The organism is Bacillus cereus group sp. BfR-BA-01311 (genome assembly GCF_022664295.1).
GTDB lineage: Bacteria > Bacillota > Bacilli > Bacillales > Bacillaceae_G > Bacillus_A > Bacillus_A cereus.
In genome coordinates this window covers 168,064-193,009 of record NZ_JAKUHC010000007.1, presented here as the reverse complement: position 1 = coordinate 193,009, position 24,946 = coordinate 168,064, and the positions used below count along the sequence as shown (strand labels likewise).

The following is a 24,946-nucleotide window of genomic DNA, read 5'->3' as shown; positions in this document are numbered from 1 at the left end:
CAGTCAAGGAAGGTGTCTTGAAAACGGATAACAATTTTTAAGGTGAAAAACTGACAAATTTGTGTAAAGGCTACACAACTATGAAAAAAAGATGTAAAGTATAGATGTATAGACTTGTAGGTGTTAAGAATGATAGAAATTGTTTTTTCTTTAAAGAAAGCGGATTCAAAGGAGTAGTGAACAAGAAGGGGATATATACTTTTTCACTACATATATTTGAAAAGGTTTACAATATGATGAAGAAAGAGGCGTGTACATATGAGACGATTAGGTATTTCTATTTATCCAGAACATTCAACAGTAGAGAAAGATAAGGAGTATTTAACATTAGCAAGTAAATATGGGTTTACACGTGTGTTCACATGTTTATTATCTGTGGATGGAGAAAAAGAGAAAATTATTGAAGAATTTAAAGAAACGATCTCACATGCGAATGCATTAGGGTTCCAAGTATTAGTGGATATTAGTCCATCTGTTTTTGAACAATTAGGTATTTCGTATAATGATTTATCATTCTTCCATGAATTGGGTGCGTACGGTATTCGTTTAGATGTTGGTTTTTCAGGATTAGAAGAATCAATTATGACTTATAATCCGTATGGTTTGAAAATTGAGATTAATATGAGCAATGGTACGAAGTATGTAGATAACATTATGAGTCATAGACCAAATCGTGAAAATTTAATTGGTTGTCATAATTTTTATCCGCATCGTTATTCAGGGTTATCATACGATCATTTCATTAAATGCTCGAAACAATTTAAAGATTACGGTATGAGAACGGCTGCTTTTATTTCATCATTTGATGCAACATATGGACCTTGGCCAGTAACAGAAGGGTTATGTACATTAGAGCAGCATCGTGAATTACCGATGACAACACAGGCGAAACATTTATTCGCGACGGAATTAATTGATGATGTTATTATTGCAAACGCATATGCGTCAGAAGAAGAATTACAAGCACTAGGTGCATTAAATAAAGAGAAACAAACATTTGATATAGAAATATATGATACAACGACAGAACTAGAAAGAATTATCGTATTAAACGAACCACATTTTTATCGCGGAGATGTATCTGAATATATGATTCGTTCTACACAAAGTCGTGTGAAATATAAAAAAGAAGAGTTTAAACCTCATAATACGCGTGAAATTAAGCGTGGGGATTTATTAATTGATAATGAACAATATGGTCAGTATAAAGGCGAATTACAAATTGCATTAAAAGATATGGTGAATACAGGAAAAACAAATGTAGTTGGTCGAATTGTAGAAGAAGAGATTTTCTTACTAGACTATTTACAAGCATGGGATAAATTCGGATTTACATTAAAGAAATAGAGAGAATATAAAGGGGAAAAACTACTGATTTCAGCAGCTTTTCCCCCTTTATATATAAAGAGCGAGAGGAAGAGCTATGACAAAGGTGCATCAGCGATTAATTTCTATTTTAGAGGGATTTTTAGAAGAGAAATCGATGTTAAATCGAGCTTTTTTAGCGGGCCGTTTACATGTATCGACGAAGACGATTCAAAAGGATATAAAATTATTAAATGATATATTGGAAGAAAACGGAGCGAAAATCGAATCGCAAAGAGGGACTGGGTACGAATTAGAAATTATACAAAAGAAGAAATTTGAAGACTTTTGTGTGAGTCTATTTCAAAAACAGACGGAAAAGATCCCAACTTCTTATGAAGAAAGAATGGCGTACATTCTGCAGCGTGTTTTAATGACAGAGGGATATGTGAAGCTTTCAGAATTAGCGGAAGAGATGTATGTGAGCAAATCAACGGTCAATTTAATTATGAAAGATGTTACAGATATATGTGGTCGCTATAAATTACAAATTGAGAAGAGACCGTATTATGGTATACGTATTGTTGGAGAGGAATTTAATATTCGTTCTTGTTTATCACAATATGGTTTACCGCGTTATGACCATACTCCGTTTCATGAGCAATTTGAGCAGACGGAGACATATTTATCGCTACCGCATATATCACTCATTCGTTCAATTATATTAAAGTATATTGAAGGCGGAACAATATATTTATCTGATATAGAAATTGATAATTTAGTCATTCATATTGCAATCGCATTAAAGCGTTGTCAAAGTCAACATTATATGAAAGGACTGCATGCGGAGCAATCAGAACTTATAATAAAGAAAGAATATACAATTGCGAAGCAGATTTTAGGAGATTTAGAGAAAGCGTTAAAATTTTCATTTCCAGAAGAAGAAGTATTATATGTGACGATGCATTTATTAAGTACTGCTGTTACAACGAGAAATCGCTATGAAAATATAGAAGAGCTATTAGGGAAAGATATATATGCATTTATGCAACATATTCTTTTTAAAGTAGCGGAAGAACGGAATCTTATTTTTTATTATGATGAAGAATTATTATTTGGATTTGGTATTCATTTAAAAACGTTATTAAATCGTTTGAAGTATAAGTTAAATACGAGAAATCCTCTTTTGGCAGAAGTGAAAAAGAATTATCCGTATGCTTTTGAAATTGCGGTTCTCGTTGGAGATATCATTGGTGAATATACGGGTGAATCGATCCCTGAAAGTGAAATTGGTTATATTGCAATTCACTTCGGTGGAGCTATGAGCCGTTTGCAGGAGCAAAATCAAAAGAAAAGATGCTTATTAGTTTGTGCGACTGGTCAAGGAAGTGCCCAACTATTAAAATATAAAATTTTATCACAGTTCCGAGATAAATTAGAGATTGTAGGTATTACAGGCTATTATCAATTGAAAGTAGAAGATCTTTATAAAGAAAAAATAGATTGTATTATTAGTACGATTCATATACCGAGTGGCTTGCCTGTTCCAGTTATAAAAGTGAATTCAATATTTGATGATAAAGAGATTAAATCGATTGGTCAGCGGTTGTTTACGCATGTGAATACTAGTGTGCAGCCTTATATTAAGGAAGATTTAATCTTTTTAAATTATAGTGCTTCTACGAAAGAGGATGTTATTCAGTTTTTATGTGAGAAAGCTGCTGAGAAACGCTATGTACCAGAAAACTTTTATGCTTCTGTTATGGAAAGAGAAAATACGTCTCCGACAGCGGTTGGGAATTCAGTTGCAATCCCGCATCCGATGCAGTTATTAAGTGAGGAAACTTTTTTGATGTTTTGCACACTTGAAAAGGCTGTTGATTGGGGAGATAAAAAAGTACAAGTAATTATTTTATTTAGTGTAAAGCGCAATAATAATGAAGATTTGCAAAGGCTTTATGATTTTTTATATGATATTATGTCTAGTCAAACTACGATAGAGAAACTTACTCAGACCGAGGTAATTGAAGATTTTCAAGAGATTTTATTATCATTTTGAAAAAGTATATAAAAACTTCCGTTACATAACGGAAGTTTTTTATGTTTAATTGTATGCGTTTTCATAATAAGATGGAAATATAGAAAACATATAGCTTGGGGGAATTTAAAATGGCTGATATGCAAACTCCATTTGCGTTAATTTTACATGGTGGCAATGCGAGAAGTGCGGCGCTTGAAGCAATTGCTTTTGCAAGACAAGGAGATTTCGGGAATGCCGGTGAAAAGATGAAACTTGCTAGTGAGGAAATTTCAGCAGCGCATCGTATTCAAACGGATTTAATTCAAGAAGAGGCAAGAGGAAATCATGCAGAAATTAGTTTACTGTTGGTGCACGCACAAGATCATTTAATGAATGCAATTACAGTGAAAGAACTGGCTGAAGAATTTATTGCTCTTCATAAACGAGTAGAAGAGAAAGTGACCGTATAAGATGTACATTTTATTATGTTGTGCAGCAGGTATGTCAACGAGTATGGTCGTAAGAAAAATGCAAGAAGAGGCAAAGAAACAGGGGAAGAATTATAAAATTAAGGCAGTTGATTCAGAACTAGTGAAGCTTGAAATTAAGGAAGCCGATGTCGTTTTAATTGGCCCACAGGTGAAATATTTATTTCCAGCTGTAGAGTTTCTTGCAAATTCATACAATATACCAGTTGCGATTATAGACCAACGAGATTATGGCATGTGTGATGGTTTGAAGGTGCTTAAGCAAGCAGAACAATTAGTTTTAGCATAATTATATCTTTTTAAATATAAACATTATAATGTTATAAAGTTTATTTCGTTCTTTTATAGTAGAGAGAAAGAGGAGGGCTATTAATGAATGGGTTTATGAGTTTTATGGAACAAAAGATTATGCCAACAACGCAAAAGATTGCAGGACAACGACATTTATTAGCAATTCGAAACGGGGTTATTTCTACATTACCGTTAACGATCGTCGGATCATTTTTTGTTATCTTTTTAAATTTACCAATTGATGCATATATGGAATGGATCGCACCGTTTCGCCATATTTTAGATATTCCATTCCGATTTACAGTAGGACTAATGGCGTTATACGCAGCGTTTGGTGTAGGGGCTTCGCTCGCGAACTTTTATCAGCTCAATCAGTTAAGTGCAGGGTTATTATCTGTACTCGCCTTTTTACTAGCATCAGTTGAACCAATTCAAATTACGAAAGCTGTACCAGGTGTTATTGATGCAGGGAGATATATTTCAGTAGGAACATTAAGTGCAACGTCTTTATTCGGCGCAATTGTTACAGCATTAATTGCAGTAGAAATTTATCATTTTATGATTAAGCATAATATCTCGATTAAATTACCAGATAGTGTACCACCAGCAGTTTCAAATTCGTTTGCAGCATTAATTCCAACATTAGCAGTTATTCTTTTATTCTGGGGCATTCGCTACGGTTTGAAATTTGATGTGAATACAACGATCACATATTTAATCGCACCATTAAAATCAGTATTAGTAGGAAATAATTTATTCGGTGGTTTATTAACAGTATTCTTAATCGTGTTTTTCTGGTCATTCGGTATACATGGACCAGCGATTTTAGGACCAATTATTCGTCCGATGTGGGATTCAGCAATTCTTGAAAATATGGAAGTATTCACGGCTACAGGAAATGCACATCAGTTACCAAACTTATTTACAGAGCAATTTATTCAATGGTTCGTATGGATTGGCGGATCAGGCTCAACGTTAGCTTTAGTAATTATGTTTATGTTCTCTAAATCTAAGTTCCTAAAAGAGTTAGGTAGATTATCATTCGTACCAGGTTTATTCAATATTAACGAACCAATTATTTTTGGGGCACCGATTGTAATGAACCCAATTCTAATTATTCCGTTCGTTATTACACCGTTAGTGACAACGACAGTATCATATTTTGCAGTTGTTTCAGGTATGATTCCACTTATGATGGCGAAACTGCCATTTACGATGTTAGCACCAATTGCAGCGGTAATTAGTACGGACTGGACAATTATGGCTGGTGTACTTGTACTTGTTAACTTTGTCATCTCATTCGTTATTTACTATCCATTCTTCAAAATGTATGAGAAACAACAATTAGCAGGAGAGGAGAAAACAGAATGCTCGGAGCAATTATCATCTTAATTACATTCGTGGTCGGACAGTGTATTGCCCATTATTCGAAATGGGTACAAAGTAAATCTTTATTAGTGTTACTACTAGTATCAGTTTTATTTATCGGTTGTTCAATGGGTGCATATGTAATGTTAGGATTGCAATCACCGTACGTAATTATTGTACCGACAATTTTATGTGCAACGTGTTTATCTGCAAAATATAGATTTACGAGCATGGCATTAATACAACGTGTGAAGGAGATGCAAAAGCATGGAGCGTAAATTAGGAATTTCACTTTATCCAGAACATTCAACGAAAGAAAAAGATATGGCTTATATTTCCGCAGCGGCACGACACGGTTTCTCAAGAATATTTACTTGTTTGTTATCTGTGAATCGTCCGAAAGAAGAAATTGTAGCTGAATTTAAAGAGATTATCAATCACGCAAAAGATAACAATATGGAAGTTATTTTAGATGTAGCTCCAGCTGTGTTTGATCAGCTTGGTATTAGTTATAGCGATCTATCATTTTTCGCAGAATTAGGCGCAGACGGTATTCGTTTAGATGTAGGTTTTGACGGATTAACGGAAGCGAAAATGACGAATAATCCGTACGGTTTAAAAATTGAGTTAAATGTAAGTAACGATATTGCGTACTTAGAAAATATTCTTTCGCATCAAGCGAATAAATCAGCTTTAATTGGTTGCCATAATTTTTATCCACAAAAATTCACTGGTCTTCCATACGATTATTTCATTCGCTGTAGTGAACGCTTTAAAAAGCATGGTATTCGCAGTGCAGCCTTTATTACATCACATGTCGCAAACATCGGTCCATGGGATATTAACGATGGATTATGTACATTAGAAGAGCATCGTAATTTACCAATTGAAGTACAAGCGAAGCATTTATGGGCAACAGGGTTAATTGATGATGTCATTATCGGAAATGCTTATGCGAGTGAGGAAGAGTTAGAGAAACTAGGAAACTTAAATCGCTACATGTTACAGCTAAAAGTGCACTTTGTAGACGAAGCGACTGAAGTAGAGAAGAGAGCTACGCTGCAAGAATTACACGTAAGGCGCGGCGACATAACAGAGTATATGGTACGTTCTACAGAAGTACGTAAAAAGTACAAAGATTATGACTTCCCAGTGCGTGAAAGTGTGCTGCAGGAAAGAGGGCAAGTTGTAATTGGAAACAATTCATTTGGTAAGTATAAAGGTGAACTGCAAATCATTCTGAAAGAAATGCCGATAGATGAACGGAAAAATATTGTCGGTACAATTGCAGAAGAAGAGTTATTCTTACTAGATTATGTAGGAGCTTGGACGCAGTTTACTTGTGTGGAATAGGGAAGATAGGGGGCGTTCCAAATTTTGGACCGCCTTTTTAATATTAAAGTACTTTTAACGTCAAAATTTGTCGGTAAATCGATATCTCTTGTCGAATCGTTGATATATTATAAGTTACGATAGATATATTCGAAAAATCGTTGATATATTGTAGGTTACGATAGATATATTTGAAAAATCGTTGATATAATTTCATTTACTATGTTATTTTTCAGTAGTTTAATAGAGTAAAAAAAGAGCCAGTCTCAACGATGAGACTGGCTCTTTTTTATAACTAGTTTAATACTTTAACTGTAACTGTTTTACGTCCCCAGCTACTTGATGAACCTTTATCTGGCATTAAAACGTCGATTTTATTACCTTTAATAGCTCCACCAGTATCACCAGCGATTGCTACTCCGTAACCTTCAACCCATACTTTTGAACCTAATGGAATGACACTTGGATCAACTGCAATTAGTTTCATGTTTGGATTAGCTGTTAAGTTGTGGCCTAAAGCTGATTTTACTTGGTCGCCTGCTTTATAACCATTTTCAAGTGGATCTGCTGTGTAAGCTGTTGCTACAACACGTAACTCACGAGAAGATGATGGTGCACTTGTTTCAGTTTCTTTTGCAACAGGTTGTTGTGTAGCTGGTTTTTGAGCTTTAGCCGCTTCTTGAGCCTTAGCCGCTTCACGAGCTTCAGCTGCTTCTTGAGCCTTAGCTGCTTCACGAGCTTTAGCTGCCTCTTGAGCTTTAGCTGCTTCACGAGCTTTAGCTGCTTCTTGAGCCTTAGCCGCTGCTTGAGCTTCAGCATCTGCTTGAGCTTTAGCTGCTTCACGAGCTTTAGCTGCCTCTTGAGCTTTAACTTCTGCTTGAGCTTCAGCATCTGCCTGAGCTTTAGCTGCTTCTTGAGCCTTAGCTGCTTCACGAGCTTTAGCCGCTTCTTGAGCTTTAACTTCTGCTTGAGCTTCAGCTGCTTCGCGAGCTTTAGTTGCTTCCACTGCTTTAGCTTTTGCTTGAGTTTCAGCTACTTCCTGAGCTTTAGCTGCTTCACGAACTTTAGCTGTATCTTGAACTGTAGTCGTTTTTTCAACTTTAGCTACTGGTTGAACTTTAACTGGTGCTTTACCTGTTAAGTAAGGAACATGAACATAAGCTGTTTTTCCGTTATATTCAAATTGAATCCAATCATTTTGTACTTGGTGTGTTGTTTCAATTACATCATCTTTTTTCAACTTACCAAGAATCTCTGAGTCTGTGTTTGCCCCAGCACGTACGTTTAATACGTTTGCTGTTACGTAGTAAGTGTCTTTTGTATAGTCAGCGCTTATGAAAGCTTCTTTACCGCTATTCAATTGAACTTTTGACCAACCATTTTCTGTATGTAAAACATTTACTTTATATCCATCTAATAATTTTCCTACAACTTTTGATTCAGTAGTTGGGTTTTCTCGTACGTTTAGTACGTCAGTCGTTACGATTGTTTCTGCTTTAGCAGATGTTGTGAAAATCCCAAGACCAAAAACCGCTGCTGTTGCTATACCCATAAATTTTTTCATAATAGCCTCCATTGCATTTGTTTTCGTTGACCTCATTATAGCAACCATTATTTTCTTATTTGCGAAAAACATAAAATTACAAAGCTTTCGTAACGGGGCATTAATATTCTGTAACAATTCCATAAATATCCTGATAGCGCTTCCTTGTTGTTTTTTGGCGTATTAGGGCATATGAAACACAAAATGAGTAGTATTTCAATTACTGTAACGTTAATAATGTTACGGTAATATTTCTTGATGATATCTATAGCTTTACAAAAATAGCTTATTTTACTGTTTGAATGGAAATTTAGTTATGAAACGATAATCTTTTTAGGCGTGAAAATATATAAATGAGGTGAAATTTAATAAAATATCGATATAATTGTTACAAAATCAGTCGAAGTATGGAAAAAATTACGCCTTGATTTTCGTCTGTTACATAGTATTTTTGCAATAATAGAATTAGATAATAGCCTTAGTACCTATAAATAATGAAGAGTATTATAATGGTAGTTGTAACGTGAAACATATATAATAGAAGAAACTCAATTTAGTAGATAAATAAAAAACGCAGGAGTGTAAACTCCTACGTTTTTGTTTATTCATATCGTAAACATTCAATTGGATCCAGTTTGGCAGCTTTGTTAGCTGGTAGTAAACCGAATAGTATACCGATTAACATAGATAGGGCAACGGAGATAAGTCCTAGTTTTAGTGAAACGACAAGTGGCCATCCTGCAAACATTGCGACAATCCATGCGAAGAAGATTCCAAGCATAAATCCGACAAAACCACCTAATGCTGTTAAAATGCAAGCTTCGATTAAGAATTGCATTAATACTTTACCACGTGTTGCACCTAATGCTTTACGAATACCAATTTCGCGTGTACGCTCTGTTACAGATACTAGCATAATGTTCATTACACCAATACCACCTACAAGTAAGGAAATAGCGGCAATACCACCGAATACACTTTTTAATATACCTGTGAAGCTATCAATTTCTTTTAAGAATTCTTGTGGATCTGGTACTTCAAATTTACCTGAATGCTCTGGTTTTTTTGCTTCATTTAATGATTTTACAACTGCTTCTTGAACAGTTTCCTTATCTTGACCAGGAGCAATTTTTACCGTTACAGAATCGTAGTTGTTTTTCCCGAATAGTACAGGCCAGTTTTCTGCTGAAATGACACCTTCTTTAAATGTCATGCCACCCATCATTGCTTTTATTGAATATACGCCAACTACTTTGTATGGTGTACCTTTTATATCTACATATAAGTTTGGTTCCCATGAAGAATATAATTTATCAAAAGCATCTGTATTTAATACAATTGTGTGTTCAGGTCTGTCTAAATCAGCTGCTGTTAAAAATCTGCCGTGCTCAAGTTTGAATTTAGATGTATCTTCAAAATAATCACCTTTTGCACCGGTAATATCAAGATCTAATTCTTTTTTTCCTGCATATACTTTTTCTTTTCCTTTTACATCTGGATAAACTTCTTGCACACCAGAAATTTTGGATATACTTTCATACATGCTTGAGGAAATTTTGCCGTCCATATCTGAGTAATCTTCTGTCTTATAATTTACAGAAAACTGATCTTTTTTTTCATTCCCGATTTGTTCGCGGAACTTTGCGTTTGTTCCATCCCCAATCGAGATAATAGTAATGATGGCACTAACCCCAATAATAATACCTAGCATCGTTAATATAGAACGCATTTTATGAGCAAAGATAGAGGAAAGGGCCATGCGTATATTTTCACTCGTATTCAAAATTAACCTCTCCAATCTTGGACGATATTTCCGTCACGAATTACAATTTGACGTGCTGCAGCTTCCCCGATTTCACGGTCATGGGTAATCATAATGATTGTTGAGCCTTGTTTATTTAATTCGTAAAAGAGGTCCATAATTTGTGTACTTGTTTTCGTATCAAGTGCTCCCGTCGGTTCATCGGCTAAAATGAATTTCGGGTTATTTACGATTGCGCGGGCAACGGCGACACGTTGCTTTTGACCACCGGATAATTCGTTCGGTAAGTGAGTAGCGCGATCAGCTAAACCGACTTTTGTTAAAGCGGCTAATGAGCGCTCGCGTCTTTCTTTTTTATCGACTCCAGCGTAAATAAGAGGTAGTTCTACATTTTGAAGCGCTGTAAGTCTCGGTAATAACATGAAGTTTTGGAATACGAATCCGATCTCTTTATTACGTACGTGTGCAAGTTCTGTTTCAGTCATGTTTGAAATATTTTGACCGGCTAGTTCGTACGTACCTGTCGTCGGTTTATCTAAGCAACCGATAATGTTCATTAATGTTGATTTACCAGAACCAGAAGGTCCCATAATTGAAGTGAATTCTCCTTGGTTCAGTGTTACGTCAATTCCGTGTAATATTTGAACGGACTCTGCACCATTTTGGAAGGATTTCGTGATGCCTTTTAAGTTAATCACTGGGCGACAACCTCCATACCATCTTTTAAGTCTTTTTCAGGTTTAGAGATAATTTCCTCTCCTTTTTTCACTCCAGAAACTTTTGCTTCGCTATCAGTCTCGAATTCAACAGTAACTGCTTGTTCTTTCGCCTTACCGTCTTTTACAACGAAGACAACATTTTTGTCACCTTTTTTCACGATACTGCTTTTCGGAACAATTGTACCAGTTGCTTCGCCAGATTTACTTGTTACGTAAACGTGGAAGCCGTTTTGTAATTCGTCACTATTATCTAATGTGACAGTGAATTGATAGTTAGAAACAGTTTTATTTTCATCCATGCTCTTTAATGGTGTAGAACCGATTTCTGTTACTTTTCCTGTCCAAGTCTTACCAGCGACAGTTTTTGATGAAACAGTTACTTCTTGCCCAACTTTCATACTAGCAAGCTCATATTCAGAAATTTGACCTTTTACTTTAAATTGACCAGCGTGACGAAGAGTAATTCCGCTCATACCTGTTTTTTCGTCAGCAGTTTTTACGATATCATCAATTACGCCATCAGCAGGACTTGTTACAGAAAGATTGTTTACTTTCTCTTTTGCTGCTTTAATCATTTCATCAGCTTTTTCAACTTCAAACTTTTTCATTTCAATTTGTGATTCTAATTGCCCAACTTCGGCTTCTGATGCTTTTAATGCTTCAGCAGGAAGGCCTGCATTTTTATCTTTTTGTAATTTTTGTTTCGCTACATCAATTTGTTTTTGGAGCAACGTTACTTCTTTTTGTGCGATTTTCTTTTGCATTTCTGCTTCTGTTACACCTTGTTTCGCAGTCGGATCATTGTATTTAAATAGAAGCTGACCTTTTTTCACTTCATCGCCTTTTTTCACAGCTAATTCATATGTTCCTTTTGTTGGATCGAATGAAATAGTTTCAATTCCATTTGGAATAACTTCGCCACCAAATTTTTGCGCGTTTTGGATTTGTTTTTCGGTTACTTTATATCCGCTATATGCCATTGCTACATCTGAACCGCCACCAGCAAATGCAAAGTATGATCCAGCTGCAATTCCGATTGCTACTACACTAGTAATTAACACTTTATTTTTCTTCTTCATCTATTTATCACCTTTTCGTTCGTTTTAGTATCTACATTAAGTATAGAAGAGGTAAAGAATCTGACAAATCGTTTTAGCTTACAATAACCTTACAGTTTTGTAAGGTATGAATATGTAAATGTAAGGTAGAGGTTGTCCTAGTGTAAGCAAATGAATTGACTCGTCGTTTCTTTCTTACAATAATATTGTATGGAGGAAAGGAGGAAAGGAGGAAGGAAGATGGAAGCTTATTTTAGCGCACACCCATTAAAACCATTTATTCCATACTCAAGGCAACATGCCCTTATATTATTTATTATGTTGGTGGGGATATTTTTTCTGTATCAATACCAAGATGTATTACGTCAAAGTGAGTGGAATATAACGGTTCGATATGCAATTGCATTTTTATTTATAGGTAGTGAAATTGGGCTTCATATGTGGGAGTGGAAAGCGGGGATTTTTGAGCTAGCTACTTCATTACCGTTTGAATTATGTACGATTAGTTTATTATTAGCGTCGATTATGATCGTAACGAAAAGTTACCGCATATATGAGATTGTATTTTTCACGGGAATTATTGGTGCATCACAAGCTATTTTAACGCCAAACTTGCAGTATGCTTTTCCGCATTTTCGTTTCATTGAATATTTTAGCGCGCATATATTGCTCATTTGGGCACCACTCTTTATGACTTGGGTGGAAGGCTATAGACCGACCTTGCAATCTATTAAGCGTACGATGATATTTTTAAACATATTGATTCCGCTTGTTTCGTTTGTGAATTATAAAACAGGCGGTAATTATATGTTTTTAGCTCATAAGCCAGAAACAGCTTCATTACTCGATATGTTAGGACCGCATCCTTACTATATTATTTCATTAGAACTCGCAGCGCTTATTGGGTGTTTTATTTTGTATATGCCGTTTGCAAAAAGAGAAAGGCATGCGCATAAAGAATCACTAGGATCATAACCTAGTGATTTTTTATGTTTGAATATTTACAATTCAGAAAATTAAGAATAAAATTAGAGAGTAAAATATAAAGAGAGAGAAGGGAAAACGTGGTCAAAAAAGTTTTTCTGAATGGGATGGAAGTGACAATTCAATTTATTATTTCGATTTTGGGGATTATTATGTTAGGGGCTCTGCCGAAATTGTTTTATGGATTTAAGCTGGATGTATCAAAGTACATACAGAGTTTAAAAGAAGTGTTTGTGAACTTAATGGATATTTCCAATTTGCAATATGTGAAAGGTAAATTTTTATTTCCGCAGCTGTTCGTCCATTATAAAGAAACGATTATTATTTTTTTAGCTGCTTTTTTTATTTCATTATTTGTAGCATTTTGTATTGTTTATGTAATTATGAGTAGTTCACCGCGTATACAACATCGAATTAAATCATTTCTTATCTTCCTAGAATCTATTCCAGATATCCTTCTTATTTTAGTATCACAAATTTTAGTTATATGGTTTTTTAAACAAACAGGTTTTTTACCTTTTCAAATTGCTTCAATTGGAGGCGAGTCAATTAGAGGATTGCCGATACTTTGTTTGAGCATCCCGACTACGATTATGTTTGTAAAAATGGTCGTGCTTCGTTTTGAAAATGAACTAGAAAAAGATTATGTACTATTTGCTAAGGCGAAAGGGCTGGGGCGCTTTCATATTTTAAATCGTCATATTTTACGAAATGTGTTGCTTAGTACATTATTCTTTGCGAAAACGAATATCTTTTTTATGTTATCTAATTTATATATTATAGAATGGATTTTTAATACGGGTGGTATTTTTATGTTTTTGAAATCTTATTTTGGTATTAGAGTTGAGGTTTTCATCGTTAGTGTGCTTCTTATATATATTCCGATTTTTATTTTATTTAAATTGTTTCATTATCTCATTCCGGCTGCGATGAAGGAGAGATTATAATATGTGGACGTATATAAAACGTGATAAAAGATTTTGGATAAGCATTGGGTTTCTTCTCCTATTAGTTCTTTTGAGCATCGGAAATACGTTATGGAATGATGGACATATTAGACAAGTTACATTGCAATATGATGCGGATGAAAATCCACAAGTGCCACCGTTTTCACCTTCATTCCAATTTTTACTCGGGACAGATCGGAAAGGATACGACCTTTTACATTTAGTTATTGAAGGCGCGAAGTGGACGATTGGTATATCTATTTTAATTGCGGCACTTAGAATGGTAATAGGTGTGTTTTTCGGTGTCGTACTCGGAACGTATATAAAAAGAGGATTTTCAAAAATTGAGGCTTTCTTTGATAGTTTTACAGTTATTCCGACAGTTATGATTGCATATTTTTTTCTTCAATCTGCAAATGCATTTGGAAGCGGGGAGGAAACAACAACCTTTTTTGAAAGGGCTTCGTTTCAAGTTGTCTTACTTGTAATGCTTGTAATGCCAGTTATTGCACTGTATGTTGCGAAGGAAGTTCGTAAATTGCGAACGGAGGAATTTGTTGATGCCGCACGCATATTAGGTGGATCGAGAAGACATATTGTTATAAAGCATCTTTTCCCGCACCTTTATATGACGTTTATACTTGTATTTTTTCAGCAGTTTACGCAGACTCTTACTATTTTACTGCACTTAGGGTTACTAGAAATATTCTTTGGCGGAACGGTTAAGTTTTTAGGACCGATAGAAGAAATAGAATCTTACACACATGAATGGTCAGGGCTAATTGGAGTCTATTTTAGATCTTTAACAGTGCATCCATGGATTCCTCTCGTCCCAATTACATTTTTCGGGCTTACCATTTTTTCAGGAAATATGATTGTAAAAAGTCTAGAAGAGGCGATGTTGAAAGTTCGATTAGGGGGAGAGATAAAGAAGGAAGTTGTAGAAGAGGAACAATCTGCTGTACAGTCAAAGGAAGAGTTGTTTACGTTTAAACATACGATGTGAAGAGAAAAAGAAGCAAGCATGGATTTCATGCTTGCTTCTTTTTACTTTGCAGAAACTTCACCTTCAGCTTCTGTTTGCGGAATAAAGTATCCGATTATACCACCAATTATTGCTGGAACGATCCAGCCGATTCCTAAGTTATAAAAAGGAATCGTGTGTACGATATTAGCGATAAAACTTGGTATCATTCCCACATTATCGAGTGCATGAATACAGCTAATAATGAATGCTGCGATCATTGCTCCGATGTAGACAGAAGGTTTACGTTTCGTATATTTATCGATAAATGATACGAAAATTAAAATGATTGTAATTGGGTACAAAATAATTAATACAGGTAGTGTGATTTTAATTAATAAGCTTAATCCTAAGTTTGAAATAACGAAACTAAAGATACAAACGTATAGTACGAGCTTTTTGTAAGAAACATTTGTTAATACTGTTGCGAAATAGTTGGCGAATGCACTTACAACACCAATTGCTGTTGTTAAACAAGCGAAGATAATGGCGATACTTAATAAAACATTACCGCTTGTCCCAAAGAATTGGTACATAACAGTTGCTAATAGTTGACCACCGTTCTCGAATTGTCCCAAGTTTCCGTTTGAAGCTCCGATATAACCGAGTAAGAAGTAAACAATTGTTAAGAATAGAGCAGCGATACTTCCGCAAATGATTGTATATTTCGCGATAGATTTCTTCTCGTGTATACCGTTTTGACGAATTGCATTTACAACAATTGTTGATAGTACGAGAGCGCCAATTGCATCTAACGTTAAAAATCCTTCAAGAAATCCTTTGAAAAACGGGATGTCTTTATAGTCACCGATAGGCTCTGCAAACGTTCCTGGTGAAAGAATCGCTTTTGTTGCCATAATTGCAATAATTACAAGTAAAATTGGCGTTAATATTTTACCGATATGATCTACTAGCTTGGATGGATTTAATGATAAGAAGTAAACGACTGTAAAGAAAATCGCACTAAAAACTAACATAGAATACCATTGATCTGGGAAAAGTGGTGCAATCCCAATTTCATAAGATACAGATCCAGTTCGTGGAATAACAAATAGTGGGCCGATTGAAAGATAAATAATGATAGCGAATACTGCTGCGAATTTTGGATGAACACGGCTCGCTAAAGTGTTAAAACTACCACCAGCAAGGGCAACAGCAACGATAGCAAGTAAAGATAAACCGACGTCTGTAATAATAAACCCTGTAATGGAAACCCACATATTTTCTCCGGAAGAAAGACCAAGAAGGGGCGGGAAAATCATATTACCAGCACCGAAGAAAACTGCGAATAGTAATAAACTAATCGAAAGTATTTGCGCTGGTTTCAAAGTTGTACGCATATAAAGAAAATCCTCCTAATGAGTATTTTTGTCGAAAATTCAAATAATTTGTCGAGTAACTGTTATTATTTTAAAGGTCTGATGACTAGAAAGCAATAGGGAATTTTGAAAAAATTAAAAAATAATGCATTAAATCGAATAAATATACTATTTGTATGTTTAATAGGGAGGATTTAACTTTTAACGTAAAAAAACACATATCGCTAGGATATGTGTATTAAAAATATATTTTTCTATCGCGTTCTTCTTTTAAAATTTCAACGGCTTCTCGGAAGCGTTGTGAATGGACAATTTCTCGTTCGCGTAAAAAGCGTAAGCTGTCATTTATGTCGGGATCGTCAGATTGGTTGATAAGCCATTGATATGTGGCACGCGCTTTTTCTTCAGCCGCAATATCTTCGTATAGGTCGGCAATTGGATCACCTTTAGCTTGTATATAGGTTGCAGTAAATGGAACACCAGCTGCGTTATGGTAATGAAGTGCGCTGTCATGATCGACGTAATGAGGGTCGAGACCAGCTGCCTTCATCTGTTCAGGAGTCGCATCTTTTGTCAGCTTATAAACCATCGTAGCAATCATTTCAAGATGCGCAAATTCTTCTGTACCAATATCGGTAAGGAGGCCAATGACTTTATCCGGGATTGTATAACGCTGATTTAAGTAACGTAGTGCAGCAGCTAATTCTCCATCTGCACCACCGTATTGCTCAATTAATAATTTTGCAAGTGCTGGATTACAAGTTCCTACTTTAACAGGGTATTGTAATTTTTTTTCATAAATCCACATAGTTTCTCTCCTTTATATTTGCCATGGCCAAGGACCTTTGCTCCATTCCCAAGGGGCATTAGAATAGCTATTTCCATACTGTTGAAGCGGTCCATATTTTTCTTCCATCTGTTGTTTTAATACTCTTCGTTTATAGGAAAAATCATTAAATTGGTTAATAGCTGCTGTATCGTCTGGGTGGGTGTCTAAGTAAAGGGTTAGTTCAACTAATACAAAGTCTAATTCTTGGAGATTCTCTAAAAGTCGATAATACTCTTCTGGTAGTGGCTGGTTCACGTCAGTAGTCACCGCCCTTTTTTATAAGGATTTTCGTAATAATCATAAAAGATAGGCCATAAGGTTCCTTTTTGTAGTGCTTCTTTCGGTGAGAATTGTGGTAAATTTGGCGGTTGAAAACCTAAATATAAATTAGGAGGGGTAGAGTAATATTTTTTACCAATAGGAGGACAAGGATCTTGAGGACTATGATATGGCACATATGATTTCATATATTTATCCATTAATAAACCTCCCTATATTCTTCATCACTACGTATTGTATTCAGACATAATAGGCCTTTATGACACATATAAAAAAGTAATAGGTACGGGGGGAATGAATGTGGAGAATGTGAAACAATTCATTGTATTGGAAGTGAAAAACTTAAAGGAAACTTTGTATTTTTATGAAGGGATTTTAGGAATCAAGCCTAGTTTAGAAAGACCCCAATTAGATGTAACAGGGGTTTGGTATGATGCTGATTCAATGAGAGTTAGTTTTGTAATGAATCGTAGTTTGGGTGGGCGTGAGAAGAGTGTTACGGATTCGGTTGATGTACTAATGTTTTCAATTTCTAACATAGAGAACTTAAAGAAGAGGTTAGTGTTTTATAAAATTGCATATACAGAAAACAAAAGTGAGAAGAGTATTGTAGTACAAGACCCAGATGGATATAAAATTCAAGTGATAGAGAAGGACGAATAAACGGAGGGGATTTAGTGGAGAGGAATTATGAAGAAAGTGCATTGTTTGAGCATCAATTTTGGCTAAAGGTGCTTACTGATCATTCGCAATTTTTACTTGATGCATTAGCTCCGAAGGAAAAAGAGGATATAAAAAAGGCCACTTATTTTGTTGAAACATTTACGAATCTGTTAAATAAAGTTCGTAATGTGAATCTCATTGCGTTTTCAAAAGAGGCAGAACGAGCCGCAAAGGAAATACGAACGTTTAAATTAAGTATTATACAGAAACAACTCGAGGGAAAAATCACTATTCATTTTACGCCAACTTTCATCAATCATATGGTAAACGAAGTAGAAGAGTATATAACAGTGTTAGAATTTTTAAATAAAGGAGAAGTTCCGCCTGTTTTTCATGAATTACATTATCATCTCGTTTGGTTAACGGATGCGGTTGGCCATGCAGGGTCTATTTCTGGTGGATTAGATCTTGTTGAAAAAAGATTAAAAGAGAAAAGCGAAGAATTTACGAAGCACTTTGAACAATTTTACTTAAAGGCAGTTGAAATGACGGGGTATTTACGGACAGAGCTTCATCATTTTCCTGCATTAAAGAAGTTTACAAAAGATGTTTCACTTGAGTTAAAATTATTTTCGCATTTTCTCCATGAGGTCGAAGAGCTGGAGTTATCGAATGAAATATTAAGTGCATTATCTGCTAGAATGGCGGATCATATGGCAAGAGAAGAATGTTATTACTTATTAAAATTAGCACAATCGTCTGGACTTGAGATGCCAAAATGTAATCCGCTTTAAAGAAAAAAGAGGTCAATTTTATTTGGCCTCTTTTTCTGCTTTATTTTCTCTTTTTATTTTTGCTTGTTCAATACTTGCCTGTAATGTCTCCATAATATTGATGATGTTTGGAGTTGGAGAGATTGTTTCGGTTTTTTCCTGTTGTTCAATTTTGTTTTCGATTAGTTCGGTAAGGGCTTCTTTATACTCATCTGTATACATCTCTTGTTCAAAAGGATTTGTAAGATGGTGGATTAAATTGATTGCTGCTGTGAGTTCTTGTTTTTGAATCGGATAATTTTCGTTACTTGGTAAGTTAGGTGTATTTGTTATATCGCGAATTTCATTAGGGTAGTGAATAGTTTGTAATATAAGCCCATCTTCAAAGTTACGGATAATAGCTAAATGTTGTTTTTTTCTAATGGAAATATGGATAAGACCAAGTTTATTCGTACGTTCAAGTGCTTCTTTTAATAATAAATATGATTTTTCATGTCCTGAGGTAGGGCCTATAAAATAAGAACGATCGTAGAGAACAGAATCAATTTCGTTATTTTGGACAAAAGATATAATACGAATAGATCTTGGTTCGTGAGCTTTTTGCAACTCAGCTAATTCTTTTTCATCCATAATAATGTACTTATGGGGTGCGTATTCATAGGCTTTTACAATATCTTTATCCTCAATTTCTTCATCCGTACAATCAGGAGCAAATTTTTTATATTTAATAGGTGTTAAGCATTCTTTATGAAGACTTAAAAATTTTATATCGTTTTCTTCTACGGCACTGTATAGTTTGATTCCTATATTTAATAGTCCAAGTGAAAGTGCGCCTTTCCATACGGTATGCAAATGAAACATCTCCTTTCATTCAAAAACGATTATGTATATTATGAGATAGTAAGAAATTTCCTATACGTTTATTTGTTTTTAGTAAAGAGTAAGCGAGAGAGCTTGAGATATAAAATATATTGACAAGCCCCCCAAAATATTTTAATGTGATTGTATAAAATTGTGTATATAAAGGGGAGTAACTTATTACAGTAAAGTCGTCATTACAGGGAGAAACCCTCGGCTTTATTGGCAACGTTTCGTTGTTAGTGAGACCTTTACCAGCAATGGTAAAGGCCCCTTATTGTCTTTTTTAGGACCCTTACCATGTTTGGTAGGGTCCTTTTTGTATACAAAGAGAGGAGATATAAAAATGAAAAAACTTATTAGTAGATTAAGAGTTGTATTTCATGTTCGCCGATTTGTTCCATTCCTATTTGACTTTTTCACTTCAAAAGAGGTTTCAATAAAGAAGAAAATTTTATCTATTGCGTTTTTAGTTGGTTATGTTGCGATGCCGCTCGATTTAATTCCAGACTTCTTACCGTTTATCGGTATTTTAGATGATATTGGAATTGTATTATTTATTTTGAACCGAATTGTAAAAATGGCGCCAGTTCAATTACAAGAAAAGCATAACGTAAACGTAGGATAGGAGTTGGGATAGAAAATATGGAGCAAATTATTTTAGATATAATCGAGTTTTTAAAGCAATTTTCTTATTTTGGAGTTGTGTTAGCATTAACGTTTGAATTTATTCCAGCAGAAGTAGTTTTGCCCATGGTTGGTTATTGGGTGTACGAGGGAGATATGAATTTTTGGCTTGCTGTATTAGCCGGAACCCTCGGCGGAACGACAGGACCTTTAACGTTATATGCACTCGGTTATTACGGTGGTCGTCCTCTATTAATAAAATACGGGAAATACTTCTTCATTAAAGAAGAACAAATTCAAAAAGCAGATGATTTCTTTGAGAAATATGGACCGGTTGTAGCATTTGTTGGACGCTTTGTGCCAGGAGTTCGAACGCTTATTTCTGTTCCATGTGGTATGGCGAAAATGAACATATGGAAATTTAGCATATATACATTTGTAGCAATGTTCCCGTTAACGACTTTGTATGTTTATTTTGGAATGAAATTAGGTCCACATTGGGAAAAAGCAGCGGATGTTGTTGGGCAATATATGTTACCGATATTAGGAGGCGTTATTCTTATCGTTGCTAGTATCTTTGTCTATAAATATATGAAAAAAAGAAACAAAACAGAATCTATCTAGTCACATGAATATTTTTTGAAAATAGATGAATAGTACAGGCAAAAGACTCTGGGGGACATACACATATAGGGAATATAAAAGAGAGAGGGGAAACAACTATGTCTTGTGAGTGCTCAGGGTCAGCATTAACTTGTTGTCCAGATAAAAATTATGTGCAAGATAAAGTGTGTAGTCCGTGGTCTGCTACTGTAGTTGCAACAGCAATTGATAATGTTCTCTATACAAATAATATTAACCAAAACGTAATTGGTACTGGTTTTGTTAAATATGATGTTGGACCAGGCCCAATTACTGTAGAGGTACTTGATTCTGCTGGGGGTACAATTGATACACAAACATTAAACCCAGGAACGAGTATTGCTTTTACGTATCGCCGCTTTGATAGTATACAAGTTGTGTTACCTGCAACACCTGCTGGAACGTATCAGGGAGAATTTTGTATTACAACACGTTATCCACTTTCATAGCAGAATAGGAGAGGATCGAAATGGGAATGAGAAGTTCCAGTTTGTCTTGTTGTTCTAATAAAACACTTGTGCAAGACCAAGTATGTACAGACTGGTCTATTACAGGTGCTGGTACTCAAATTGTATATACAAATAATATCACGCAAGAAGTATATGGTTCAGGTTACGTGAAGTATGATGTGGGTGCCAACCCGATTACAGTTGATTTTTTAGTAGGTGCAACAGTGGTTGATACAATTACTGTACAACCACAAAGTAGTGGTACTTTCACTGTCCGATATTTTACTACTGTCCGAATTACTACGACAGGAACGACTGTTAATCAAGGAGAGTTTTGTATTACAGTACGTTATCCAATCTCATAAAAAGCATACCGTGAACGGTATGCTTTTTATATTAAGGAAATAATGAAATTGGTATTCTATAAGCAACATGTAAATTCGCAACAGTACTTGCCTTCTAAATATAGTGAAGGATTACTTGTTATATTGATAATATTGATCGACTGTAGGTCTTTTCCTGTGTACGATATTGTATTACCAGGAAACACAGTGAAAATATTGGTTACTGTTCCAACGATTTGAATTGTAATTGCTTCGTTGCTGCTAGTACTATTGTAAACCGAGACAGTACCTGATATAAGTAGTATCCCATCACTTTGCCATAGTATCATTAATTGTGATGCATCTTTGGCAGAGGAGATGGTGTTATTAGTTATGAGGAAATTCCCTGCAAATTCATTTGTTACTCGCTCGCAATTTGGATTTGGAGGAGGGGGCGGTGGACAAGGGTCTGGACAAATAATAGATAAAGGAGCGAAACAGCCGATATTTTTTTTATTCTTCAATACAACCCCTCCTTTTAAGTTGTCTTTTATTACTATTAAATGTAAAAGCATGGCCGATGTGTTAAAAAAAGAAGGAAATATTAAAAATTAAGATTGTCTAATAGGCTTAAACCTTAACTTATCATTAGTGTTATAGAAAAGATTATATGTGAATAGTCATAGGAAAAGAATGATCAGACTCTTTTAGACAAAAGGTGGTTGTATACAATAGTACGAGTAATGTTGAACTTAATTTCTAATTAACTGTATATTTACAAAAATCTAATAAAGTTCATTTGTTATTTAAACGACATTAACATGTATTAGATAAAATAGCCCTTGTAATGAATCAATTATTATGAGGAGGATTCACGTGGACAGAAATGCTTTAAGAAAAGTAAAAGGCCTTATTGGATTATTAATGTTTTTTGTATTAGCATTCGTATCATTTCCATGGAGTACATCAGTCAAGGCGGAAGAGAAAAAGCAAGAAAAGGCATCAAGTGAGAAGAAGATAGTTTTTCCAGTTGTAAGTGATGTGCATATTAAAAACAGTGGAACAGATGATACGTTTCGCTGGAAAAGAGCGATTGAACAGTTTAATACACTAGCACCAAAGCAAGATGCATTTGTTATTGTAGGTGATTTCACAGATACGGGATCAGTGCAGCAATATGATCGTTTCATGCAAGTGTATAATGAAAATGCAAATAAAGATGCCGTGAGAATGAATTCTCTTGGTAACCATGATTATTGGAACGGTTTATCTGTAGAGGGCGCACAGAAGCGTTTCTTAGAAAAAACAGGTATGGAATCAATTTATTATCATAAAGTGGTAAAAGGTTATCACTTCCTTGTTATGTCTCCAGAGAATGGAACAACTCATGGCTATTATTCGGACAAGCAAATTAATTGGTTAAAAGAAGAAATGGCAAAAGCGCAAAAAGATGATCCAGAAAAACCGATTTTTGTATTTTTACATCAACACATTAAAGAGACAGTATACGGTAGTCATGAATGGGGAACACAAGATAGCGCAAAAATTAATGCAGTATTAAAAGAATACCCACAAGTTATTACGTTTTCAGGTCATTCACATTATCCATTAGATGATCCGAGATCGATACATCAAAAAGACTTTACATCAGTTGGTACATCTTCAGTAAGTTATATGGAAGTTGAAGGTGGTAAAGTACAAGGGAATATCCCGCCAGGAGCTAGTACGTTAAGCCAAGGTTTATTAGTAGAAGTAGATGATAAAGAAGTAACGATTAATCGTCGTGATTTCCATACGAATTCTTGGACAGGCGAGCCTTGGAAAATTAAATTACCAGCAAAGAAAGACACATTTACACATGTAGAAGATCGTGATAAAGAAAAGCCTTACTTTGCTAAGGATGCAAAGCTTGCTGTATCAAATGTAACAGAAAATGCGGCAACAGTAACATTCCCACAAGCATTGGACAACCTCCTTGTTCACGCTTACCGTGTGCAGGCTAGAGATAAGCAAACGGGTGAAATAAAAAATAAATTGTTAGCATTCTCAGAGTTTTATCGTGATCCAGTGCCGAAAGATCTTACGTTTACGCTTGCGGGGTTAGATGGCGGGAAAACATATACACTTGAAGTCGTTGCAATTGATTCGTTTGGTAATGAAAGTGTGCAGCCGTTAACGGCAGAAATTACTACGAAAAAAGATGATATTGATCCGAATGTAAAAGTGCCAAAGGCTGATGTTTTTGATGTGAATTTTGCAGATGGTACATTTAAAGACAATTCACCATTTGGAACAAAAGGTGATGTGAAGGGCAATGTGACTATTGAATATGATAAAGCATTGAAAAAGAATGTTATGAAGTTAAACGGACAATCTAATACATTTGGATACCTTCCATTTTCAGCAGCACAAAAAGAGAAAGTAGCAAATACATTTACGTTAGAAACGGTATTTTCAATGAATCAAATCCGTGGACAAGGTATTTTGCAAAATACAGAGAGCGGCGGAATTGGATTTGAGTCTACAGGAAGTGGATATGTTGAATTATGGGCTCACATTGGTGGCAGCTATAAACGTGTTGGAGTTCAATTAGAAGCGAACAAAACGTATCATTTAACAGGAACGTATAACGGAAGTGAAGTAGCTATTTATGTCGATGGTAAAAAAGTAAATAGCCAACCAGCTACAGGGAAAGTGTATCATCCAAATGTACCATTTGCACTTGGAGCGGATCCTGATAGCAATGGAAATGGTGGCATTCCGTTAAATGGACAAATCGCGCTTGCGAAATTATATAGTAAAGCGTTAAGTTCTTCAGAAGTATTAGCAGCGTACAATGAGTTTTCTAACCGTACGAAATTAGAGCAAGTGAACGCGTTATATGAAGAGCTTGGAAAAGGGAAAGAAGTGTTAGCTGGTACGTATGAGTTTGGTGATAAGCCAGGTCAATATTCAAAGGAAGCATTTCAAGAACTAGAGAAAAGCTATAATAATGCAAAACAAGTGTTTGAAAATGTAGGGAGCACGGGAGAGCAAATCGTTCAAACATATAACGAATTAAAAACAGCTAATGTAACATTTGTACAATCTAAAGTAGTAGAACAACCGAAAACACCGAAAGAAAAATTACAAATCAATATTGAATCTGCAAAAGTAGTAGTGAAAAAAGCGCAAGATGCAAATGTAACGGACGGTTCAGTGAAAGCACTGAGTCAAAAAATTACAGTGGCCGAAGCTGTAGTGAAAGATGTAAAAGTAAAAGATACACAGGTAGAAACAATGAATCGTACATTAGAGTATACGATTTCACTTGTTGAAAAAAGCATAAACAAATAAGAGAGAA

28 protein-coding genes are annotated in these 24,946 nt (G+C 35.1%); 18 read left to right on the top strand and 10 right to left on the bottom strand.

All coding sequences use genetic code 11. From position 1 onward, the window contains the following. Nucleotides 1-258: 258 nt before the first annotated feature. The 7 genes from MR136_RS18140 to MR136_RS18110 all read left to right on the top strand — a co-directional run bounded on the left by MR136_RS18140 (nt 259) and on the right by MR136_RS18110 (nt 6,825). Entirely contained in the window at nt 259-1,347 is a 1,089-nt protein-coding gene (locus MR136_RS18140; RefSeq protein WP_001253349.1) for a DUF871 domain-containing protein, read from the top strand. Between the two features lie 76 nt (nt 1,348-1,423). Further along, nucleotides 1,424-3,364, top strand: a complete 1,941-nt coding sequence (locus MR136_RS18135; RefSeq protein WP_017673125.1) for a BglG family transcription antiterminator — start codon at nt 1,424-1,426, stop codon at nt 3,362-3,364. 110 nt (nt 3,365-3,474) lie between these two features. Further along, on the top strand, nt 3,475-3,795 hold the full coding sequence (locus tag MR136_RS18130; protein ID WP_000774631.1) for a PTS lactose/cellobiose transporter subunit IIA: 321 nt from the start codon (nt 3,475-3,477) through the stop codon (nt 3,793-3,795). Between the two features lies 1 nt (nt 3,796). Next, nucleotides 3,797-4,102, top strand: coding sequence for a PTS sugar transporter subunit IIB (locus MR136_RS18125; RefSeq protein WP_000275642.1), 306 nt, complete (start codon nt 3,797-3,799; stop codon nt 4,100-4,102). 83 nt (nt 4,103-4,185) lie between these two features. Then, nucleotides 4,186-5,496 carry a PTS sugar transporter subunit IIC gene (locus tag MR136_RS18120; RefSeq protein ID WP_001013053.1) on the top strand — a complete coding sequence of 437 codons (1,311 nt, stop codon included), beginning with the start codon at nt 4,186-4,188 and terminating at the stop codon, nt 5,494-5,496. Further along, nucleotides 5,472-5,750 (top strand): hypothetical protein, encoded by a 279-nt coding sequence (locus tag MR136_RS18115; protein WP_000900048.1) that lies wholly within the window; start codon nt 5,472-5,474, stop codon nt 5,748-5,750. Before MR136_RS18120 ends, MR136_RS18115 begins: the two co-directional genes overlap by 25 nt. Further along, on the top strand, nt 5,740-6,825 hold the full coding sequence (locus tag MR136_RS18110; RefSeq protein ID WP_000440054.1) for a DUF871 domain-containing protein: 1,086 nt from the start codon (nt 5,740-5,742) through the stop codon (nt 6,823-6,825). Before MR136_RS18115 ends, MR136_RS18110 begins: the two co-directional genes overlap by 11 nt. A gap of 274 nt (nt 6,826-7,099) precedes the next feature. On the opposite strand, the gene entC is transcribed toward MR136_RS18110, so the two are convergent. From entC to MR136_RS18090, 4 genes are all read right to left on the bottom strand, one after another. After that, nucleotides 7,100-8,491, bottom strand: coding sequence for a cell wall-binding protein EntC (gene entC / locus MR136_RS18105; protein ID WP_017673126.1), 1,392 nt, complete (start codon nt 8,489-8,491; stop codon nt 7,100-7,102). A 457-nt stretch (nt 8,492-8,948) separates the two neighbouring features. Continuing rightward, nucleotides 8,949-10,106 carry an ABC transporter permease gene (locus MR136_RS18100; RefSeq protein ID WP_002197439.1) on the bottom strand — a complete coding sequence of 386 codons (1,158 nt, stop codon included), beginning with the start codon at nt 10,104-10,106 and terminating at the stop codon, nt 8,949-8,951. Between the two features lie 26 nt (nt 10,107-10,132). Further along, a complete protein-coding gene (locus MR136_RS18095; RefSeq protein WP_000609104.1) occupies nt 10,133-10,807 on the bottom strand; it encodes an ABC transporter ATP-binding protein in 675 nt (224 codons plus the stop codon). Continuing rightward, nucleotides 10,804-11,907: an efflux RND transporter periplasmic adaptor subunit gene (locus MR136_RS18090; RefSeq protein ID WP_000728807.1), complete on the bottom strand. Its 1,104-nt coding sequence runs from the start codon at nt 11,905-11,907 to the stop codon at nt 10,804-10,806. Before MR136_RS18090 ends, MR136_RS18095 begins: the two co-directional genes overlap by 4 nt. Nucleotides 11,908-12,126: 219 nt before the next feature. Between MR136_RS18090 and MR136_RS18085 the strand changes: the two genes are divergently transcribed. From MR136_RS18085 to MR136_RS18075, 3 genes are all read left to right on the top strand, one after another. Continuing rightward, on the top strand, nt 12,127-12,861 hold the full coding sequence (locus MR136_RS18085; RefSeq protein ID WP_000388701.1) for a YwaF family protein: 735 nt from the start codon (nt 12,127-12,129) through the stop codon (nt 12,859-12,861). An 89-nt stretch (nt 12,862-12,950) separates the two neighbouring features. Then, complete coding sequence (locus tag MR136_RS18080) at nt 12,951-13,817, top strand: ABC transporter permease subunit (RefSeq protein ID WP_000239670.1); 867 nt, start codon at nt 12,951-12,953, stop codon at nt 13,815-13,817. Nucleotide 13,818: 1 nt separating this feature from the next. Continuing rightward, a complete protein-coding gene (locus MR136_RS18075) occupies nt 13,819-14,823 on the top strand; it encodes an ABC transporter permease (RefSeq protein ID WP_000269966.1) in 1,005 nt (334 codons plus the stop codon). Nucleotides 14,824-14,864: 41 nt separating this feature from the next. On the opposite strand, the gene brnQ2 is transcribed toward MR136_RS18075, so the two are convergent. From brnQ2 to MR136_RS18055, 4 genes are all read right to left on the bottom strand, one after another. After that, nucleotides 14,865-16,181 (bottom strand): branched-chain amino acid transport system II carrier protein BrnQ2, encoded by a 1,317-nt coding sequence (gene brnQ2 / locus MR136_RS18070; RefSeq protein ID WP_001260929.1) that lies wholly within the window; start codon nt 16,179-16,181, stop codon nt 14,865-14,867. Between the two features lie 217 nt (nt 16,182-16,398). Beyond that, complete coding sequence (gene cotJC, locus MR136_RS18065) at nt 16,399-16,968, bottom strand: spore coat protein CotJC (protein ID WP_000265278.1); 570 nt, start codon at nt 16,966-16,968, stop codon at nt 16,399-16,401. A gap of 12 nt (nt 16,969-16,980) precedes the next feature. Beyond that, entirely contained in the window at nt 16,981-17,244 is a 264-nt protein-coding gene (gene cotJB / locus MR136_RS18060; RefSeq protein ID WP_001075543.1) for a spore coat protein CotJB, read from the bottom strand. An 8-nt stretch (nt 17,245-17,252) separates the two neighbouring features. Further along, a complete protein-coding gene (locus MR136_RS18055; RefSeq protein ID WP_000362187.1) occupies nt 17,253-17,468 on the bottom strand; it encodes a spore coat associated protein CotJA in 216 nt (71 codons plus the stop codon). Between the two features lie 34 nt (nt 17,469-17,502). On the opposite strand from MR136_RS18055, the gene MR136_RS18050 reads away from it, so the two are divergent. Both MR136_RS18050 and MR136_RS18045 read left to right on the top strand, forming a co-directional pair. Beyond that, entirely contained in the window at nt 17,503-17,931 is a 429-nt protein-coding gene (locus MR136_RS18050) for a VOC family protein (RefSeq protein ID WP_162837398.1), read from the top strand. A gap of 14 nt (nt 17,932-17,945) precedes the next feature. After that, nucleotides 17,946-18,725, top strand: coding sequence for a DUF2935 domain-containing protein (locus MR136_RS18045; protein WP_017673128.1), 780 nt, complete (start codon nt 17,946-17,948; stop codon nt 18,723-18,725). Nucleotides 18,726-18,743: 18 nt separating this feature from the next. Here MR136_RS18045 and ku read toward each other — a convergent pair whose 3' ends face one another. Beyond that, nucleotides 18,744-19,556 carry a non-homologous end joining protein Ku gene (gene ku / locus MR136_RS18040; protein ID WP_016125512.1) on the bottom strand — a complete coding sequence of 271 codons (813 nt, stop codon included), beginning with the start codon at nt 19,554-19,556 and terminating at the stop codon, nt 18,744-18,746. Nucleotides 19,557-19,908: 352 nt separating this feature from the next. On the opposite strand from ku, the gene MR136_RS18035 reads away from it, so the two are divergent. The 4 genes from MR136_RS18035 to MR136_RS18020 all read left to right on the top strand — a co-directional run bounded on the left by MR136_RS18035 (nt 19,909) and on the right by MR136_RS18020 (nt 21,645). After that, nucleotides 19,909-20,190, top strand: coding sequence for a YkvA family protein (locus MR136_RS18035; protein WP_000733844.1), 282 nt, complete (start codon nt 19,909-19,911; stop codon nt 20,188-20,190). A gap of 17 nt (nt 20,191-20,207) precedes the next feature. Next, entirely contained in the window at nt 20,208-20,813 is a 606-nt protein-coding gene (locus tag MR136_RS18030; RefSeq protein WP_000435017.1) for a DedA family protein, read from the top strand. 98 nt (nt 20,814-20,911) lie between these two features. Continuing rightward, on the top strand, nt 20,912-21,280 hold the full coding sequence (locus MR136_RS18025) for a DUF3992 domain-containing protein (protein ID WP_001277537.1): 369 nt from the start codon (nt 20,912-20,914) through the stop codon (nt 21,278-21,280). 20 nt (nt 21,281-21,300) lie between these two features. Then, nucleotides 21,301-21,645: a DUF3992 domain-containing protein gene (locus MR136_RS18020; RefSeq protein ID WP_000525819.1), complete on the top strand. Its 345-nt coding sequence runs from the start codon at nt 21,301-21,303 to the stop codon at nt 21,643-21,645. A 56-nt stretch (nt 21,646-21,701) separates the two neighbouring features. Here the strand turns inward: MR136_RS18020 and MR136_RS18015 are convergent, their stop codons facing one another. Continuing rightward, on the bottom strand, nt 21,702-22,082 hold the full coding sequence (locus MR136_RS18015) for an S-Ena type endospore appendage (protein WP_224201637.1): 381 nt from the start codon (nt 22,080-22,082) through the stop codon (nt 21,702-21,704). On the opposite strand from MR136_RS18015, the gene MR136_RS28620 reads away from it, so the two are divergent. Together MR136_RS28620 and MR136_RS18005 are read left to right on the top strand one after the other, a co-directional pair. Further along, nucleotides 21,970-22,218 (top strand): hypothetical protein, encoded by a 249-nt coding sequence (locus tag MR136_RS28620; protein WP_002025365.1) that lies wholly within the window; start codon nt 21,970-21,972, stop codon nt 22,216-22,218. The genes MR136_RS18015 and MR136_RS28620 overlap by 113 nt on opposite strands. A 261-nt stretch (nt 22,219-22,479) precedes the next feature. Continuing rightward, nucleotides 22,480-24,939 (top strand): LamG-like jellyroll fold domain-containing protein, encoded by a 2,460-nt coding sequence (locus tag MR136_RS18005; RefSeq protein ID WP_242259552.1) that lies wholly within the window; start codon nt 22,480-22,482, stop codon nt 24,937-24,939. The last annotated feature ends 7 nt before the right edge of the window (nt 24,940-24,946 follow it).

What these genes read in the sequence shown, in the direction of transcription:
- MR136_RS18140 (WP_001253349.1), top strand. Translation starts at nt 259, where the DNA reads ATGAGACGATTAGGTATTTCTATTTATCCAGAACATTCAACAGTAGAG.
- MR136_RS18135 (WP_017673125.1), top strand. Translation starts at nt 1,424, where the DNA reads ATGACAAAGGTGCATCAGCGATTAATTTCTATTTTAGAGGGATTTTTA.
- MR136_RS18130 (WP_000774631.1), top strand. Translation starts at nt 3,475, where the DNA reads ATGGCTGATATGCAAACTCCATTTGCGTTAATTTTACATGGTGGCAAT.
- MR136_RS18125 (WP_000275642.1), top strand. Translation starts at nt 3,797, where the DNA reads ATGTACATTTTATTATGTTGTGCAGCAGGTATGTCAACGAGTATGGTC.
- MR136_RS18120 (WP_001013053.1), top strand. Translation starts at nt 4,186, where the DNA reads ATGAATGGGTTTATGAGTTTTATGGAACAAAAGATTATGCCAACAACG.
- MR136_RS18115 (WP_000900048.1), top strand. Translation starts at nt 5,472, where the DNA reads ATGCTCGGAGCAATTATCATCTTAATTACATTCGTGGTCGGACAGTGT.
- MR136_RS18110 (WP_000440054.1), top strand. Translation starts at nt 5,740, where the DNA reads ATGGAGCGTAAATTAGGAATTTCACTTTATCCAGAACATTCAACGAAA.
- entC (WP_017673126.1), bottom strand. Translation starts at nt 8,491, where the DNA reads ATGGAATTGTTACAGAATATTAATGCCCCGTTACGAAAGCTTTGTAAT.
- MR136_RS18100 (WP_002197439.1), bottom strand. Translation starts at nt 10,106, where the DNA reads ATGGCCCTTTCCTCTATCTTTGCTCATAAAATGCGTTCTATATTAACG.
- MR136_RS18090 (WP_000728807.1), bottom strand. Translation starts at nt 11,907, where the DNA reads ATGAAGAAGAAAAATAAAGTGTTAATTACTAGTGTAGTAGCAATCGGA.
- MR136_RS18085 (WP_000388701.1), top strand. Translation starts at nt 12,127, where the DNA reads ATGGAAGCTTATTTTAGCGCACACCCATTAAAACCATTTATTCCATAC.
- MR136_RS18075 (WP_000269966.1), top strand. Translation starts at nt 13,819, where the DNA reads ATGTGGACGTATATAAAACGTGATAAAAGATTTTGGATAAGCATTGGG.
- brnQ2 (WP_001260929.1), bottom strand. Translation starts at nt 16,181, where the DNA reads ATGCGTACAACTTTGAAACCAGCGCAAATACTTTCGATTAGTTTATTA.
- cotJC (WP_000265278.1), bottom strand. Translation starts at nt 16,968, where the DNA reads ATGTGGATTTATGAAAAAAAATTACAATACCCTGTTAAAGTAGGAACT.
- MR136_RS18055 (WP_000362187.1), bottom strand. Translation starts at nt 17,468, where the DNA reads ATGGATAAATATATGAAATCATATGTGCCATATCATAGTCCTCAAGAT.
- MR136_RS18035 (WP_000733844.1), top strand. Translation starts at nt 19,909, where the DNA reads ATGAAAAAACTTATTAGTAGATTAAGAGTTGTATTTCATGTTCGCCGA.
- MR136_RS18030 (WP_000435017.1), top strand. Translation starts at nt 20,208, where the DNA reads ATGGAGCAAATTATTTTAGATATAATCGAGTTTTTAAAGCAATTTTCT.
- MR136_RS18025 (WP_001277537.1), top strand. Translation starts at nt 20,912, where the DNA reads ATGTCTTGTGAGTGCTCAGGGTCAGCATTAACTTGTTGTCCAGATAAA.
- MR136_RS18020 (WP_000525819.1), top strand. Translation starts at nt 21,301, where the DNA reads ATGGGAATGAGAAGTTCCAGTTTGTCTTGTTGTTCTAATAAAACACTT.